The following is a 16,646-nucleotide window of genomic DNA, read 5'->3' on the forward strand; positions in this document are numbered from 1 at the left end:
TATGGAAGGGCGTGTCTGCGGCACGCCCGATTTTTATGAGGGGAGGCAGCTATGAAATCGAAGCTGATTGTCGTGACAGGCGGCGCGCGCAGCGGCAAGAGTCTGTTTGCCGAAGAATATCTGACGTCCTGTTCCGGCCGCAAATCTTATGTCGCGACGGCCCAGATATTAGATGAAGAAATGAAGGAGCGAGTTGCCGAGCACCGCCGCCGTCGTCCGGAAGACTGGCAGACGCTGGAGATATCCTCCGGCCTGAGCGCGGCGTTTCCTGCCGTATTGGAGCAGGCCGACGCCGTCCTCGTCGACTGCCTGACGCTGTATCTTTCTAATTATCTGTTTGCTCATGAAACGGCCGGGGACGAAGAGATACTGCAGGGGGCGCTGCAGGAGATGGAGAATATCGTCGGGGCCGTCCGGCAGACGGAGGATAAGACGGTGATTTTCGTGACCAACGAGCTGGGATGCGGCATCGTGCCGATGAGCCACATAAGCCGCCTGTACCGGGACGTCGTCGGCAAGGTCAATCAATACGCCGCCGGTCAGGCCGACGAGGTGTACTGGACCGTCTGCGGCATTCCCGTAGAGATTACGCGGCTGAGAGCGTCCATTCCGCCGGGAGGCTGCCGATGAAATCCTTTTTTATTGCCCTGCAGTTTTTATCGCGCATCCACGTCGTGACCCAGACTGTCTGGACGGAGGCGGACTTTGGCCGTTCGGTCATATTTTTCCCCCTCGTAGGGACCGTTATCGGTGCAGTCCTTTGCTTGGCCTATGTCGGCATATCCCTGTGGTTTTCCCAGCCTTATATGGCTGTTCTCCTGGTACTGTGCTGGCTGTTGGTCACGGGAGGCCTTCATGCCGACGGCCTCATGGATACGGCTGACGGGTTGTTTTCCGGGCGGAGCCGCGAGCGCATGCTGGAAATACTCAAGGACAGCTGCGTCGGATCGAACGGCGTCGTCGCCTTTGTTTCCTGCATGGCCCTGAAGGTCTGCTTTCTGGCGAATCTGCCGCAGCAGTCGGTCTGCGCCGCGCTGCTGGCCGTGCCGACGGCGGCCCGTTTCGGCGTGCTCATCGGGATTTTTCAATTTCCCTATGCCCGCCAGCAGGGATTGGGACAGGCCTTCGTCCAATATGCGCCCCGCCGCGCCCTGGTTAAAGCCTTCCTGTGTGCCTTGCTGCCGCTGGCAGTCGCCGGCTGGGGCTATTTCCTGCTGTTAGGTGCGGCGATGCTGATTTCGCTGGGATTGAATACGTATATCGCCCGGCGGCTGGGCGGCGTGACGGGCGATACGTACGGCGCCGTCATCGAATTAAGCGAAATGCTGCTGCTGGGTCTGGCCTTTCTTGCATCCGGAGCTGTTCAGACGGCGTGTATTTGGATATAATGGAAAGGGACGGCCTCAGGCTGTCGCCAAGGACATGAAACGGTAGGAGGAACATCATGATAAAGTTATATGTAGTGCGCCACGGCGAAACGGACGGCAATGTGCAGCAGTGGTATCAGGGTTCTACGGACGTGCCGCTCAACGCCCGCGGCATCGAGCAGGCGCAGTGCCTGAGCCGCTTTTTGAAGGACGTCCCCTTCAGCGGCATATACAGCAGCACGCTGCAGCGGGCCCGCCGAACGGCGGAAATCGTCGCCGAACCTCACGGCCTGCCCGTGTATTCCTACGACGAGCTGAAGGAAATTGATTTCGGCGTATGGGAAGGCCATACGTACAAGGAAATTACCCAGATGTGGCCCGGCGAAATCGAGGCCTTTTACGACTCCAACGGCACGCTGCGGGCGCGGGGCGGCGAATCGTTCTGTGAAGTAGAGCGGCGGATTACGGCCAAGACGAAGGAGCTGCTGAGCCGCCATAAGGACGGCGACACAGTGCTCATCGCGTCGCACGGCGCGTCTATCCGCTGCCTGATTTTCGGCCTGCTGGGCTTGGAAATGAGCCGCATCTGGTGTTTCCAGCAGTACAATACGGCCTTTAATATCATTGAATACCACGGCGACAAGAACGTCATGACTCTCATGAACTGCACGCAGCATCTGGAAGGCATGGCGGGCTATCAGGCCCAGTGGGCCAGCATGCCCAGCTTGTGAGCGGAAAGGACGGCATATGGCAAAATCAATGCGTCTTGATAAGCTCTTGGGCCACTGCGGCTGGGGAACGCGCCGCCAGCTGAAAGAGCTGTGCAAGGGCGGGCACGTCTTCGTCAACGGCCAGTGCTGCCGCGACAGCTCGGTGAAGGTCGATCCCGAAGAAGACCAGATTTCCGTAGCCGGAACGCCCGTCGTATACGAAGCGTTCTATTATCTGATGATGAACAAGCCTGCCGGCGTCTTGTCGGCTACGGAGGACCGCTGCAGCCGCACGGTTCTCGATTTGCTGCCTCAGCAATACCAGGGGGCCGGCTTATTTCCCGTCGGACGTCTGGACAAGGATACGACGGGGCTGCTGCTGTTGACGAACGACGGCGTGTGGGCTCATCGCATTACAGCGCCGAAAAAGCATATCAATAAGGTATATATCGCTGAAGTCGACGGCTCTATTCCTGACGATATAGACGACGTCTTTCAAGGCGGCATCGTGCTGGCCGACGGGCTGCAGTGCCTGCCGGCGCGGGCGAGAAAAATAGAGGAGCAGACCGTCGAGGTGACGGTTCAGGAAGGGAAATTCCATCAGGTAAAGCGCATGTGCGCCGCCGTCGGCCTCAGCGTCCGCGCGTTGCGCCGCCATACTATCGGCGGGCTGCGCCTCGACGAAACGCTGCGTCCCGGCGAATTTCGTCCCCTGAAGGAAGAGGAAAGAGAATTCCCCTTTATGAATAAATAACCTGTTCAAATGGCCTGTAATATGGTATCATAAAATGTAATCCAAATACGGTGGGGGATGATTGTGATGGAAGAACGGATTTCTCGCCTGCGGCAGTTTCTGCATGAACATACTGCCGACGGTATAATCATATTGCAGCCGGAAAACCTTCGGTACTTCAGCGGCTTTACGGGCGGCGAAGGCGCGCTGGTCGTCAGCTTGTCCGACGCCGTGCTGTGGACCGACTCCCGATACACGGAGCAGGCGGCGCTGCAGTCCGGCCAATGGTATGCCGTGAAAAATCACGAGGGAAAGCTGGCCGGTTCCATCTGCGATTCCCTGAACGGTATGGGCGTACAAGCCGTTCTGTATGAACGGGACTTCTTGACCCATTCGCTTTACGAAGCCATTTCATCGGGCTTGGAAGAATGCTGTTTCTCGGCTCAGGATTTATCACAGCTGCGGGCGGTAAAGGAGCCCTATGAGCTGACGGCGACGCGCCGGGCCAGCGAGATTGCCGATCAGGCCTTTGCCCAGCTGCTGCCCTATATCCGTCCCGGCGTGACGGAACGGGAATTGGCGGCGCGGCTGGAAAGCGCTATGCTTCTTCTCGGCTCGGAAGAACGATCCTTCGCGACCATCGTGGCTTCAGGCCGCCGGTCGGCTATGCCCCACGGCACGGCGAGCGGCAAGGTCGTTGAAGCCGGCGATTTCGTTACCTTTGACTTTGGAGCCGTATGGGAAGGCTATCATTCCGACATGACCCGCACCGTCGTCGTCGGCAAGGCATCGCCGGAGCAGAAGGCGTTTTATCAAACCGTATTGGAAGGCCAATTGTTGGGATTAGGCGCTGTCCGGGCGGGAGCGTCCTGCCGCGACATCGACGCGGCTGTCCGCCAGTATTTTTCCGAACGGGGCGCAGACCAATACTTCACCCATGCCTTGGGCCATGGGACGGGGCTGGAGATCCACGAACAGCCCGTGCTTTCGCCGCGTGCGGCCGGCACGCTGCAGGAGAATATGATAGTCACGGTTGAACCGGGACTGTACATAGAAGGCAAATACGGCGTCCGCATAGAGGATTCCGTTGCCGTTACAGCTGATGGCTGTGAAATACTAACTAAGACATCAAAAGAATTGATGGAGCTGTTATAGGAGGAGTAAACTATGATTACAAGTAATGATTTCAGACCAGGCGTAACGATTGAAATTGACGGCCAGGTATGGCAGGTCGTCGAATTCCAGCATGTAAAACCCGGTAAGGGCGCAGCCTTTGTCCGCGCTAAGATTAAAAACCTCGAAACGGGCGCCGTTATCGAACGTACATGGAACGCCGGCGAAAAAGTCCAGGACGGCCGCGTAGACCGCCGCCAGATGCAGTACCTCTATGAAAACGACGGCATGTACTGCTTCATGGACAACGAAACGTACGAACAGATCGAACTGAACAAGGACAACCTCGGCAATGCCGTAAACTTCCTGAAAGAAGACATGACGGTTACGGTTATGCAGTTTAAAGGCAAGGTAATCGGCATCGACTTGCCGGCAGCCGTCGAACTCAAGGTCGTTGAAACCGATCCGGGCGTCCGCGGCGATACGGCTACGGGCGGCAGCAAACCGGCTAAATTGGAAACAGGATATGTCGTTAAAGTGCCTCTCTTCATCAACGAAGGCGAAGTTCTCCAGATCGATACGAGAACGGGCGACTATATCGGCAGAGCATAAGCATACGGACACTGGAAAAGCGATGAGTTTCTCATCGCTTTTTGTGAATTTTATCAATGGTGGTCATCATGGAAACAACGGAAACGAATGCGTTAGGAAGCATACATATTTCACAGCGGGCGATTTCCGTACTGGCGTCCCAGACGGCGGCCGCCGTCGGCGGCGTGGCTTCACTGGGTGCGTCTATAGCGGAAACGGCGGCCCGGAAAATCGGGCGGACCAGCCTGGCCCAGGGCGTAGACGCGGTCATCGACGGCCGTGATGTCGAGCTGACGGTGCGCCTTGTCGTCCAGTATGGGCATCGGATTCCCGATATTGCCCTGGCGGTGCAGAAGAAGGTCAAGGACGCCGTAGAGGCCTCGGCCGGATGCAGCGTGACGGCCGTCCATGTCGTCGTTCAGGATATTGCGTTTTCCGACGGCGAGGGAGACGGGGCGGAAAGGAGCGGCAGTCATGACGGAGCATAGCGATAGTTTTGCCTATACGATCAGCGAAAGCGCGCTGGCTAAGATTGCGGCGACGGCGGCCTTGGGTACCAAAGGCGTGGCCGGAAAAAAAGGCCGCGGCATCGTCGTCAAATATCTGGACGGCATCGTCGCGGCAGACGTGCACATTCAGGCCTATTACGGCGTACAGCTGCGGACGCTGGCCCTGACAGTGCAGCAGAACGTCGCCAAGGCCCTTACGGTGATGGCCGATCCTAAACACTTAGAGGTCCACGTCACGATTGAAGACGTAGTCATGAGCCCCCATGAGGGCCAAAACAATACAGGAGGTTAGCGTGAGCAGACATAAAGCGCGCCAGCAGGCGCTGGAACTTTTGTTTTCCCGCGAATTCCACGGCGAAAACGACATACAATATAAAGAAAAAGAGATTTTTGAAGAAGACGGCGCGGCGCCTGACGATGCAGCCGATAGCGCGGCGGAACTTAGCGACGGCGGCGACGAAGGGGCCTATTGCGACTATCTCGTGCAGACGGTTACGGCTCACAAGGAAGAGCTGGACGGCGTCATTCAGTCTTTTGCCAAAGGCTGGAACGTCTCCCGCATGAATCATACCGATAAAAACATCATGCGGCTGGCCTTGTGCGAGCTCGTATACCCTAAGGAGGAAACGGCTCCGTCCATCGTGCTGAACGAGGCGATCTTGCTGGCCAAGGAATACAGCGGCGAAAAAGCGGCTAAATTCATCAACGGCATTTTGGGCGCCTATGTGAGGTCCCGGTCGTAATGGACGCGTTTTTGGGCATCGACACGAGCTGCTATACGACGTCGTTGTGCGTAGTCGACTCGCATTTCGACGTCGTTGCCGACGAACGGATTATTTTGACCGTGCCCCAGGGCGGGCGCGGCTTATCCCAGTCGAACATGGTATATCAGCATATGCGGAACCTGCCCGTGCTGTTCGAACGGCTTGCGCCGCAGCTGGAGTCCTGCGTGATTCGCGCTGTCGGCGTCACGGATAAGCCGCGGCGGCGTGAAGATTCATATATGCCGGCCTTTTTAGCTGGATTGGGCTACGGCCGTTCTCTGGCTGCCGTTCTCCGCGTCCCGCTGTATACCGTCAGCCATCAGGAAAACCACTTGCTGGCGGCGCTGCGCGCGACTGGCTCCATAGGGCAGGAGGCCTTTTACGGCCTTCATCTGTCCGGCGGCACGACGGATTTGCTCAAAGCCGTTCCCGATGCAATGGGACTCGATATCGAACGGGTCGGCGGTACGAGCGACATCAGCGCCGGTCAGTTCATCGACCGCATCGGCGTCGCCCTGGGCCTGCCCTTCCCAGCTGGCGTTCATGTGGATAAAATGGCTCAGACTGCGGCAGTTCCGGCTAAGCCGTCGCACGTGTGGTGCCGGCAGGGAGAAATCAGTTTTTCCGGCCCGGAATCGCAGGGGCAGCGGCGCATTGCCAGGCGCAGCGGCACGGCTGCCGAAATATGCAGTTGGACGCTGGCTACGGTCTGGGACGGCCTGCGCCGCATGCTGGACGACAAGGAGGACATGCAGTCTCTCGTCGCCGTAGGCGGCGTCATGTCGAACGCCTATTTGCAGGGCGAATTGGCGGCTTACTGCCGCCGCCGTCATGTCAGGCTGCTGCTGGCTCCGGCCGGCTTTAGCGCGGACAACGGTTCCGGCGCGGCCTTTTGGGCTGCCTGGCAGGAAAGGAAGAGCAAATGAAGTATGCCTCAGTGACAGACGTCGTCCGGCGTATCAAGGACGATATACAAAAAGACTTTCGCCTCCAAAGCGTAGCGATGGAAGGGAATATCATCGGCCTGAAGCGGGCGTCCAACGGCCATTACTACATGAATCTCCACGACGACGCCTGCTCGATCAGGGCCATCTTATTCCGCAATCGTGCCGGGAGGATGATGGACGGCATCCGCGAAGGCGATCATGTCGTCGTCATCGGCTCGGTCAACGTATACGAAAAAGGCGGCGCGTTGTCGTTTATCATCGAGCGCCTCTTTTCGCAGGGCATAGGCTCGCTGCAGGCCGAATACGAACGGATAAAGAATGAACTGGAGCGGGACGGGTATTTCGACGCCGCCCACAAACAGGCGATTCCCCGCTTTCCCTGGACTGTAGGCGTGCTGACGTCGCGTACGGGCGCCGTGCTTCACGATATCCGCAAGATAGCCGCCGAACGCAATCCCTACGTGGATATCCGCCTGTTTCCCATTCCCGTGCAGGGCGCAGGAGCTGAAGAAAAAATTGCGGCCGCCGTGGCAAAAGCCGGAACGCGCAGGGATTTGGATGTCCTCATTCTGGCGCGCGGCGGCGGTTCCATGGAAGATCTGTGGTGCTTCAACAGTCCCGCCGTCGTCAAGGCTATTTACGGCTCGGCGGTGCCGGTCATTACGGCTATTGGCCATGAGACAGATACGACGCTGGCTGATTACGCGGCGGACCTCCGGGCGGCGACGCCGACTCATGCGGCCGAACTGGCCTTTCCCGACGTAGAGGAAATCGAGCTGGACTTGGCGGCTATGAGCCGTCAGGCCTGGGACATGCTGATGGACGCGATTGAAGGACGGCGCCGCAATACGGCCAACCTGGCCGCCCGCATGCAGCCGAGGCGGTACGGCGCCTTTTTGACGGAAAAACGAGACCGCATCCGCCAGATAGTACAGACGGGGAGCCGCCGTCTTGACGTGATTTTAGCTGAAAAAGGCGGGCGCATGGCCGGTCTGCAGGCTGCGCTGCAGGCCCTGAACCCGGCGGCTCTCGTGCGCCGCGGATACGGGCAGCTGGAGCAGAAGGGACGCATCGTCGCGGATATCCGCCGGCTGGACAAAGACTGTCCGCTGCGGATACAGCTGGTAGACGGCGCAATTACGACGGAAATCAAAGAGGTAGACATATATGGCAAGAACGACGGATAAACTAAAGAATTTTGAAGCGAACTATGAAAAGCTGGAAGAAGTGGTCAAGGCCCTGGATTCGCCGGACTTGACGCTCAAGGAATCGCTGGACTTATATGAAAAGGCCATCAAACTTTCCGAAGCTTGCGAAAGCGCGCTGGAATATGCCAAACAGCGGGCCCAGGCTCTGGCAGAGATTCACGAACGGGCCGAAGAGGACGATTCGTCAGACCAAACCTTGGAAGAAGGGACGTTAGGCTTATGAATTTTGCAGACTATATGAAGGAACAGAAGGGCCGCATAGACAGCCGGCTGGAAACGCTGCTCCAGACGGACGTGCCGCAGTTTGCCCAGCTGTATAAGGCGATGAATTACAGCCTGCTGGCCGGCGGAAAGCGCATCCGGCCGATATTGCTTCTGGCTACGCTGGAAGCCTTGGGCAAGGATTCGGAACCGTATATAGATCTGGCCTGCGCTTTGGAATGCGTTCATTCCTATTCGCTCATCCACGACGACTTGCCGGCCATGGACGACGACGACCTGCGGCGTGGCAAGCCGACGAATCACGTCGTGTTCGGCGAAGGCACGGCGATTTTAGCCGGCGACGGCCTGCTTACCTATGCCTTCGAGCTCATGGCGGCGCAGACCCATATCGACGCGGCTAAATTGGCGCGGTGCATCGCCATCTTTGCCCATGCGGCCGGACCGGCCGGCATGGTAGGCGGCCAGGCCTTTGATCTGGCGTCGGAAGGCAATACGTCCATCGGCCGCGAAGGCTTAGAGCTTCTCCACTATTCTAAAACCGGCATCATTTTTAAAGCGGCGATTGAATTGGCAGCTGTACTGGGCGATGCCGGCGAAGCGCAGAAAAAAGCTCTGGATACATACGCCTTTTACATGGGCCTGACCTTCCAGATTACCGACGACATTCTCGATGTCGTTGGCGACGAAGCTTCGCTGGGGAAACCTGTCGGCAGCGATGCAAAAAACGACAAGGCTACGTATGTTACGATTTTTTCATTAGACGAAGCGCGGCGCATGGCAGAGGAAGCGGCGGAAAAAGCGACGGCCGCCGTAGAACCGCTGGGGCCGAAGGCCTGGTTCCTGCGGGACCTCGTGTCGTATATGCTCGTCCGTACGAAGTAAGGAGAGGAAAGTATGCAGCAAAAAGAACGGCTCGACGTGCTGCTCGTCGAACGAGGGCTGGCGGAAAGCCGGGAAAAGGCGAAGGCGGCTATTATGGCAGGCCTCGTATTCGTTAAAAATCAGCGCGTCGACAAGGCGGGAACGAAGATTTCCGTCGACGCCGAAATAGCGGTGAAGGGCAATCCTATTCCCTACGTCGGCAGAGGCGGATTGAAGCTGGAAAAAGCGATGGAAACCTTTCCTATCGACCTGACGGGCGTGACGATGATGGATATCGGCGCGTCGACTGGCGGGTTTACGGACTGCGCCCTGCAGAACGGGGCGGCCAAGGTATTCGCCGTCGACGTGGGGTACGGCCAGCTGGCCTGGAAACTGCGCACGGACGAACGGGTCGTCAATATGGAGCGGACCAATATACGCAACGTCACGGTAGAAGACATCGGCGAGCCCGTTGATTTTATTTCCATCGACGTGTCGTTTATTTCCCTGCTCAAGATCATGTCGGCCGTCGCGCCGCTGCTGGCTGACGGAGGCTCTATGGTCACGCTGATCAAGCCCCAATTTGAAGCGGGGCGCGAGCATGTCGGCAAGGGCGGCATCGTCCGGGACAGCGGCGTGCACCGCGACGTCATCCGCCGCGTGACCGACGGCATTGCAGCCTGCGGCATATCGCCCCTGGCCCTGACCTTTTCGCCAATCAAAGGGGCCGACGGCAATATCGAGTATTTGCTGTACAGCAAAAAAGAAGGGGCCGTCCGCAATGAAATAAGCGACGACATGATCGAAGACATCGTAACCCGTTCTCATGAAATGTAGGTGATAGCGTATGCGCATTGGCATATTTCCCAATCTGGTAAAACGAGAGAGCGCCGATATCGTCCGGCAGATCATAGCGATTTGCGAGGACCAGGGCGTCGAATACTACTTGCCGGCCTATGTCGGCGAAAGCCGGCAGGCGCTGTACCGCCATATCGGCGCGTCTCATTTGCGGCCGCAGAAAAAAATATACGAATCCATCGACGTGGCTATGGTGCTCGGCGGCGACGGCACGATTCTGAAAATGTCGAAGCAGTTTGCCGAGGCCGGCGTGCCGATTTGCGGCGTCAACCTGGGCTCCCTGGGCTTTTTGTACGAAGTGGAGACAAGTACCTTGGAGCAGCGGATTGCAGACCTCATCGCCGGCCGGTATTTCATGGAGGAGCGCATGATGCTTCAGGCTGATTTGTGCTACGAAGACGGCACATGTCAGCATCTGCCGCCGGCGCTGAACGATATTGTCATCGGCCACGGCAACGTAGGCAAGCTGATCCGCGTCGACATGAGCATTAACGGGCAGTTTATCCAGCAGTTTCCCGGCGACGGCCTCGTCGTGTCGACGGCGACGGGCAGCACGGGCTATACCTTTTCCAGCGGCGGCCCCATCGTCTCCCCCCAGGTCAAGTGCATCATGGTGACGCCCATCTGCCCGCACCTGCTGCTGAAAGTGCCGCTGGTGCTAAGCGACAGGGACGAGCTCAGCTTTACCGTCGACAACAGCCGCAACAGCGTCCGCATTTCCGTCGACGGCATGATGGACCAGGAGCTGCTGCGCTCCGCTGTGCTTCACGTCAAAAAATCCGATGACGTGCTGAACATCGTGCGGTTTAACCAAAGCTATTTTTACGGCAATTTGTTTAAAAAGATGATGGGAAATGAGTAAATGAAAGTATATCCGTTTAAAAATGTCGTAGCTATGTCCCACATGCTGCTGCAGCCCTACGTGTCGGAGGCGCAGGTCCTCGTCGATATGACCTGCGGCAACGGGCACGACACGGCTTTTTTGGCCTCTTTGATGAAGGACGACGCCGTCTTGTATGCCTTTGATATCCAGGACTGCGCTGTCGCCAGGACGAAAGAGCGGCTGGACAGCCTGGGCTTGTCCCATAAGACCGTCGTATATCGTCAGGGGTCTCACGACGACTTGGTCGGGCACATTGCCGAGCCCATTGATATCGCCGTGTTTAACCTGGGATATTTGCCTTCGGGGGACCATGGGATTCATACGAAAAGTGAACCGACGATAAAAGCTATAAAAATATGCTTGCATAAAATTGCGATAAATGGGATAATTATGATAGCGGCCTATCCCGGCACCGAGGCCGGGGCTCAGGAGGAAAAGGCTCTTCGCCGTTTTCTCCAATCCGTGCCGCAGCGGGAATTTGACGTGTCCCTGTGGCAGCCAATCAACCAAATACATTGTCCGCCTGTTTTATATATTGTACAGAAAAGAGGGTAAGCTAACATGAAACGATTTCGCTATACGAAGATAAAGGAAATAGTGCAGTCCCGTCCGATTGAAACGCAGGAAGAGCTGGCAAAAGCCCTGCAGGAAGAAGGGATTGAGGTCACGCAGGCGACGGTGTCGCGCGATATTAAAGAACTCATGCTCATCAAGGTTCCGACCAGTGACGGCCATTATCGGTACGCCCTGTCGCCGGAACAGAACATGCTCATGTCCAAAAACCGCATGGCCCGCCTGTTCCAGGATTCTATCGTCCGCGTCGACTCGGCCTTTAACCAAATCGTCGTGCATACGCTGCCGGGCTCGGCCAGCATGGTAGCTTCGGCTATCGACCACGCGAAATGGGAAAGCATTATCGGGACCTTAGCCGGCGACGATACGATTCTCATTATTACGAACAACGCGGAAACGGTGCCGCAGCTGGTAAAATTAATCGTGTCGTTGATGAAAGAATGAGGCGCTTATGCTGCAATCGCTGCACATACATAATTTTGCGTTAATAGAAGATCTGCAGCTTTCTTTCGGCGAAGGCATTACGATTTTTACCGGTGAAACCGGCGCCGGCAAGTCTATTCTTCTCGATGCAATCGGCATGTTGGCGGGAAAACGCGCTTCAGCATCGTTCGTGCGGCAGGGCACGGACGCCTTTCGTGTTGAAGGCGCGTTCTTTTTTTCTGTTATAGGCGAACATTTGGCCCGTTTGCTGGAAGAAAACCACATCGAATGCGACGACGGGCAGCTTGTCATCTGCCGGCAGTTTTACCGCAGCGGCAGGGGCACAACGCTGGTGAACGGCACGCTGGTGCCGACTGCCGTCGTCAAGCGCATTGGCGAATACCTTCTCGACATACACGGCCAGTTCGACAACCGCCTCATCTTTGACCCGGCCTACCACGTCGGCATACTGGATTCGCTGACGCCGGAGCTGCAGCAGGAGCGGCGGCGGTATGACGAAATGTACGGCGCGTGGTGTTCCCTGTGCCAGCAGGCGCGCAAGCTGCAGCACGACGAAGGCGAAAAGGCGCGCATGACCAGTATCCTCGATTTCCAAATCAAGGAAATCGAGAGCGCCCAGCTGCAAATCGGCGAAGACGACGAGCTGGAAAAGAAGGTGCGCGCCGCCTCTCATGCCGAGCATATTAAAGACAATCTAAAGGAAGCCGTATTTTGCCTGGAAGGGGGCGAACGGCAGAAGGGCATCGTCGAACAGCTGGAGACGATACATCGCTGCCTGGAAAAGGCCTCCGCCTACGATGCGGCCTTTGCCGACTTAGCGTCTAAGGTGGAAACGCTGTCCTACGAGGTGGAAGACGTGCACGACGGCCTGATGCGGTATGCCGATTCCTTTGAGTTTGACGAACGGGCTCTTGACGCCATGCAGTCCCGCCTGGCGGCGATCGACAAGCTCAAGCGGAAATACGGCCTTACGATTGAAGAAATACTGGCCTTTTTGGCCAAAGCCAAGGGCGAGTACGAACGGCTCGACCAATCGGAAAGCTTGCTGGCAGAGCTTCAAGCCGACATCAAGCGGCAGGAACAGGGCCTGCGCCGCCAGGCCGAACGGCTGCTTTCGCTGCGGCGGGAAGCGGACGCCTCGTTCCGTCAGGCCATGGAGGAGACCCTGCATCAATTAGGCATGCCGAACAGCCGCATCGCCTTTCACATCGAGCCTATGGAAAAAATCCTTCCTTACGGGGCGGCTTCCATCGAATTGTATTTCTCCGCCAATGCGGGCGAAGCCATGCAGCCTCTGGCGAAAATCGCCTCAGGCGGCGAAATTTCCCGTATTGCCCTGGCGCTGAAATCGAGCGCAGCCTCGGCCGGCGGGCAGACGATGATCTTCGACGAAATCGACGTCGGCATCAGCGGGCAGACGGGCTTGAAGGTAGCCGAGCACATCCGGCGGCTGGGACGGGACAATCAGGTCTTGTGCATCACCCACCTGCCCCAGACGGCGGCCATCGCCGATCACCATTACTTCATCTATAAGAGGGAAGCCGATGGCCGGACCGTTTCGCAAGTTCGCCCGTTGTCGGCAGAAGACCACGTCTTGGAAATCGCCCGCATGTTTGCCGGCGACGACGCGACGGAGGCCAGCATCGAGGCGGCCAAGCAAATCGTGCGTCAAGTGCGGGACGACAAGATTTAAAGTGATTCTATTGACGAATTTGCATAATAGGTATATATTAATGGTAATCTTTAATTAAGTAAAATTAGGATGGTGAACAAACATGATTCGCGTATTGGTAAACGGCGCGGACGGCCGCATGGGAAGCCAGGTCGTCAAAGCCGTATATGAAGATAAGGATTTAGAATTTGTCGGCGGCGTCAGCGTGACGAATATCGGCAAAGACGCCGGCGAACTGGCCGGCGTCGGCGCGCTGGGAATCGCTATCCGCGAAGGCTTAGGCCAGGCTCTGGATGACATCAAGCCCGACGTCGTCGTAGATTTTACGACACCTAAGGTTATCTTTGAAAACGCCAAGACCTGCATTGAACACGGCGTCAACATGGTCGTCGGCACGACGGGCCTGACGGCGGAACAGCGCGGCGAATTGGCCGCCTTGGCAGAACAGCGCAAGACGAGCATTTTCATTGCGCCGAACTTTTCTATCGGCGCCGTTTTGATGATGAAGCTGTCGGAAGAAGTGGCTCCTTATTTGCCGGATGTAGAAATCATCGAACTTCACCATAATAATAAGCTGGACGCTCCGTCTGGCACGGCCATCATGACGGCTAATAAAATCGACGCGGCCCGCAAGGCTGCCAATGCCCAGCAGGCTCCGGATAAGACGCATGAAAGCCTGGACGGCGCCCGCGGCGCGAAAGTGGACGACATTCCCATTCACAGCGTCCGCCTTCCCGGTTACGTAGCCCATCAGCAGGTACTGTTCGGCGGCTACGGCGAGCTGCTGACGCTCCGTCACGATTCTATCGACCGCAAATCGTTCATGCCCGGAGTCATTTTGGCTGTGAAGAAAGTAAGCTCTCGACCGGGCCTGACCTTTGGCTTGGAAAATTATTTATAAGACGTAAGATGTTGGAGGGGTTTTTAGTATGGCAAAAGAACCGGTAGTAGCGATTTTAGGCGCCACAGGTGCAGTTGGACAAGAATTTATCCGCCTGATTGAAGAACGAAAATTTCCGTACAGCAAGCTGAAGCTGCTGGCGTCGGCCCGTTCGGCAGGCAAGACGATGACCGTCAACGGTCAGGAATATACGATAGAAGAAGCGAAGCCCGAATCTTTCGACGGCGTAGATATCGGCTTGTTTGCCGGCGGTTCTATCAGCAAGACCCTGGGGCCTGAAGCTGCTAAACGGGGCTGCATCGTCATCGATAATTCCAGCACGTTCCGCATGGACCCGGACGTGCCCCTCGTCGTTCCCGAAGTCAATCCGGAAGACATCGCCTGGCATAAGGGCATCATCGCCAATCCGAACTGCTCGACGATCATCATGCTTATGGCCTTGAAGCCGATTCACGACTTGTCGCCGATTAAAAAAATTATCGTCAGCACCTATCAGGCCGTGTCCGGCGCCGGCAAAGAAGGTATCGACGAGCTGCAGGAAGAAACGCAGGCCTATCTCAAGGGCGAAGACATGAACCCGCAGATCCTGCCGAGCAAGAGCCTGCCGAAGCACTATCCCATCGCCTTTAACTTGATTCCGCAGATTGATAAATTCATGGAAAACGATTATACGAAGGAAGAAATGAAGATGGTCAACGAAACCCATAAGATGCTTCACGACGATACTATCGCCATTACGGCGACGACCGTCCGCGTTCCAGTCTTCCGCAGCCATGCCGAATCCATTTACGTAGAAACGCAGGATGAATTGACTGTCGACGCGATCCGCAAGGCCATCGACGCCTTCCCGGGCGCGCAGGTAGAGGATAACCCGGCCGAAATGGAATATCCCATGCCCATGTATACGTCGGAACAATACGACTGCTACGTAGGCCGCATCCGCAAGGACCTGTACAATCCCAAAGCCGTCAACTTGTGGGTATCGGGCGACCAAATCCGCAAGGGCGCCGCACTGAACGCCCTGCAGATCGCCGAATATATGCTGGCTCATGATATGGTAAAGTAGAGAGGAGCGAATTGGTATGTTAACATTTGGCAACGTTATCACGGCTATGATTACGCCGTTTCATGAAGACGGGTCCGTCAATTACGAAGGCGCCGTCAAATTAGCGCAGTATTACTGCGAAAACGGCTCCGACGGCATTCTCGTAGCCGGTACGACCGGCGAAGGCGCTACGATGACGGAAGAGGAAAAATTAAAGCTCTTTACGGACATCTCCGCCGCCGTAGGCGATAAAGTGATGGTCATGGCCAACGTAGGCACGAACAATACGGCGCAGACGATCGAATTCATGAAAAAAGCGGAAAAGACGGGAGTAGACTGCTTCCTGGCCATCGTTCCTTACTACAACAAGCCGAATCAGGACGGCTGTTACGCCCACTTTGCAGCCCTTGCTAAGGCGACGGATATGCCGATTCTGATTTACAACGTGCCGGGCCGTACAGGCGGCAAGATTGAAGCGGCTACGGTCGTCAAGCTGGCCCATGATTTCAAGAATATCGTCGGCATCAAGGAAGCCAGCGGTGATTTGAACGCTGCCACGATGATTGCCCGCGACACGGACGACGACTTCTACGTATACAGCGGCGAAGATAACCTGACCCTGCCGATTTTGTCCGTCGGCGGCTGCGGCGTTATCAGCGTTGCGTCCCATATCATCGGCAAGGAGATGAACGAAATGGTCCAGGCCTATAAAGACGGCGACATCAAAAAGGCTATGGAACTGCATCAGAAATACTTGCCGGTTATGACGGGCATCTTCTGCACCGTAAACCCGACGCCGATCAAGGCCTGCTGCAACATGCTCGGCCTGCCGGCCGGCGCGTTCCGCCTGCCTATGGTAGACGCCAGCCCGAAGGTAAAAGAATTCCTGACGCAGATGATGAAAGACGCCGGCGTCATGTAACTGTACATCAACACGACGAAGCAAGTGGGGAGAGAGCGGCGCTCTTTCCCCATTTTATATGAAAAAACGTATTGACAAATAAAGAAAAATTTACTATACTATATGAGTCGTTAAGATATGACTCGGTAGCTCAGCTGGATAGAGTGACTGACTACGAATCAGTAGGTCTAGGGTTCGAATCCCTACCGGGTCACCAAGTAAAAACAGCCCATGCATTTTGCATGGGCTGTTTTTTTGTACGCAGTATAAATGATGCGCATATAGCTATGAAGGATTGTATGGACTGCGCAGTAATTTTTATCCCCATAGGGGGCTTAAAAGGC

At 56.4% G+C, this 16,646-nt stretch carries 21 protein-coding genes and 1 tRNA gene; all 22 read left to right on the forward strand.

Annotated features, from left to right (window positions below; translation table 11 throughout):
• Window positions 1-51: 51 nt before the first annotated feature.
• The 22 genes from cobU to B5F80_RS00630 all read left to right on the forward strand — a co-directional run bounded on the left by cobU (window position 52) and on the right by B5F80_RS00630 (window position 16,519).
• Window positions 52-630, forward strand: a complete 579-nt coding sequence (gene cobU, locus B5F80_RS00525; protein ID WP_087476857.1) for a bifunctional adenosylcobinamide kinase/adenosylcobinamide-phosphate guanylyltransferase — start codon at window positions 52-54, stop codon at window positions 628-630.
• Window positions 627-1,388, forward strand: coding sequence for an adenosylcobinamide-GDP ribazoletransferase (gene cobS, locus B5F80_RS00530; protein WP_087476858.1), 762 nt, complete (start codon window positions 627-629; stop codon window positions 1,386-1,388). The genes cobU and cobS overlap by 4 nt, the downstream gene beginning before the upstream one ends.
• Before the next feature lie 56 nt (window positions 1,389-1,444).
• On the forward strand, window positions 1,445-2,098 hold the full coding sequence (locus B5F80_RS00535; RefSeq protein WP_087476859.1) for a histidine phosphatase family protein: 654 nt from the start codon (window positions 1,445-1,447) through the stop codon (window positions 2,096-2,098).
• Between the two features lie 16 nt (window positions 2,099-2,114).
• Window positions 2,115-2,831 (forward strand): pseudouridine synthase, encoded by a 717-nt coding sequence (locus B5F80_RS00540; protein WP_087476860.1) that lies wholly within the window; start codon window positions 2,115-2,117, stop codon window positions 2,829-2,831.
• A 63-nt stretch (window positions 2,832-2,894) separates the two neighbouring features.
• On the forward strand, window positions 2,895-3,965 hold the full coding sequence (locus tag B5F80_RS00545; protein WP_087476861.1) for a Xaa-Pro peptidase family protein: 1,071 nt from the start codon (window positions 2,895-2,897) through the stop codon (window positions 3,963-3,965).
• 12 nt (window positions 3,966-3,977) lie between these two features.
• Entirely contained in the window at window positions 3,978-4,535 is a 558-nt protein-coding gene (efp, locus tag B5F80_RS00550) for an elongation factor P (protein WP_087476862.1), read from the forward strand.
• 68 nt (window positions 4,536-4,603) lie between these two features.
• Window positions 4,604-5,002 (forward strand): Asp23/Gls24 family envelope stress response protein, encoded by a 399-nt coding sequence (locus tag B5F80_RS00555; RefSeq protein WP_087476986.1) that lies wholly within the window; start codon window positions 4,604-4,606, stop codon window positions 5,000-5,002.
• Window positions 4,989-5,315 carry an Asp23/Gls24 family envelope stress response protein gene (locus B5F80_RS00560; protein ID WP_158099938.1) on the forward strand — a complete coding sequence of 109 codons (327 nt, stop codon included), beginning with the start codon at window positions 4,989-4,991 and terminating at the stop codon, window positions 5,313-5,315. Before B5F80_RS00555 ends, B5F80_RS00560 begins: the two co-directional genes overlap by 14 nt.
• A 1-nt stretch (window position 5,316) precedes the next feature.
• Window positions 5,317-5,766: a transcription antitermination factor NusB gene (nusB, locus tag B5F80_RS00565; RefSeq protein ID WP_087476864.1), complete on the forward strand. Its 450-nt coding sequence runs from the start codon at window positions 5,317-5,319 to the stop codon at window positions 5,764-5,766.
• A complete protein-coding gene (locus B5F80_RS00570; protein ID WP_087476865.1) occupies window positions 5,766-6,713 on the forward strand; it encodes a peptidase in 948 nt (315 codons plus the stop codon). Before nusB ends, B5F80_RS00570 begins: the two co-directional genes overlap by 1 nt.
• Window positions 6,710-7,921, forward strand: coding sequence for an exodeoxyribonuclease VII large subunit (xseA, locus tag B5F80_RS00575; protein ID WP_087476866.1), 1,212 nt, complete (start codon window positions 6,710-6,712; stop codon window positions 7,919-7,921). Before B5F80_RS00570 ends, xseA begins: the two co-directional genes overlap by 4 nt.
• Entirely contained in the window at window positions 7,902-8,165 is a 264-nt protein-coding gene (gene xseB, locus B5F80_RS00580; protein WP_087476867.1) for an exodeoxyribonuclease VII small subunit, read from the forward strand. The genes xseA and xseB overlap by 20 nt, the downstream gene beginning before the upstream one ends.
• On the forward strand, window positions 8,162-9,046 hold the full coding sequence (locus B5F80_RS00585; protein WP_087476868.1) for a polyprenyl synthetase family protein: 885 nt from the start codon (window positions 8,162-8,164) through the stop codon (window positions 9,044-9,046). The genes xseB and B5F80_RS00585 overlap by 4 nt, the downstream gene beginning before the upstream one ends.
• 12 nt (window positions 9,047-9,058) lie before the next feature.
• Window positions 9,059-9,862, forward strand: a complete 804-nt coding sequence (locus B5F80_RS00590; protein WP_087476869.1) for a TlyA family RNA methyltransferase — start codon at window positions 9,059-9,061, stop codon at window positions 9,860-9,862.
• Between the two features lie 10 nt (window positions 9,863-9,872).
• The gene (locus B5F80_RS00595) at window positions 9,873-10,745 is read left to right on the forward strand and encodes an NAD(+)/NADH kinase (RefSeq protein ID WP_087476870.1); all 873 of its coding nucleotides are present in this window, start codon (window positions 9,873-9,875) and stop codon (window positions 10,743-10,745) included.
• Window positions 10,746-11,321 (forward strand): class I SAM-dependent methyltransferase, encoded by a 576-nt coding sequence (locus B5F80_RS00600; RefSeq protein ID WP_087476871.1) that lies wholly within the window; start codon window positions 10,746-10,748, stop codon window positions 11,319-11,321.
• 6 nt (window positions 11,322-11,327) lie between these two features.
• Window positions 11,328-11,783 (forward strand): arginine repressor, encoded by a 456-nt coding sequence (gene argR / locus B5F80_RS00605; RefSeq protein ID WP_087476872.1) that lies wholly within the window; start codon window positions 11,328-11,330, stop codon window positions 11,781-11,783.
• 7 nt (window positions 11,784-11,790) lie between these two features.
• Complete coding sequence (gene recN / locus B5F80_RS00610; RefSeq protein WP_087476873.1) at window positions 11,791-13,476, forward strand: DNA repair protein RecN; 1,686 nt, start codon at window positions 11,791-11,793, stop codon at window positions 13,474-13,476.
• Window positions 13,477-13,558: 82 nt separating this feature from the next.
• The gene (gene dapB / locus B5F80_RS00615) at window positions 13,559-14,356 is read left to right on the forward strand and encodes a 4-hydroxy-tetrahydrodipicolinate reductase (RefSeq protein ID WP_087476874.1); all 798 of its coding nucleotides are present in this window, start codon (window positions 13,559-13,561) and stop codon (window positions 14,354-14,356) included.
• Window positions 14,357-14,384: 28 nt separating this feature from the next.
• Window positions 14,385-15,422, forward strand: a complete 1,038-nt coding sequence (locus tag B5F80_RS00620; protein WP_087476875.1) for an aspartate-semialdehyde dehydrogenase — start codon at window positions 14,385-14,387, stop codon at window positions 15,420-15,422.
• Window positions 15,423-15,438: 16 nt separating this feature from the next.
• Window positions 15,439-16,323 (forward strand): 4-hydroxy-tetrahydrodipicolinate synthase, encoded by an 885-nt coding sequence (dapA, locus tag B5F80_RS00625; protein ID WP_087476876.1) that lies wholly within the window; start codon window positions 15,439-15,441, stop codon window positions 16,321-16,323.
• A 119-nt stretch (window positions 16,324-16,442) separates the two neighbouring features.
• Window positions 16,443-16,519, forward strand: a tRNA-Arg gene (locus B5F80_RS00630).
• Window positions 16,520-16,646 lie beyond the last annotated feature (127 nt).

It is taken from the genome of Megasphaera sp. An286 (genome assembly GCF_002163455.1).
GTDB lineage: Bacteria > Bacillota > Negativicutes > Veillonellales > Megasphaeraceae > Megasphaera > Megasphaera stantonii.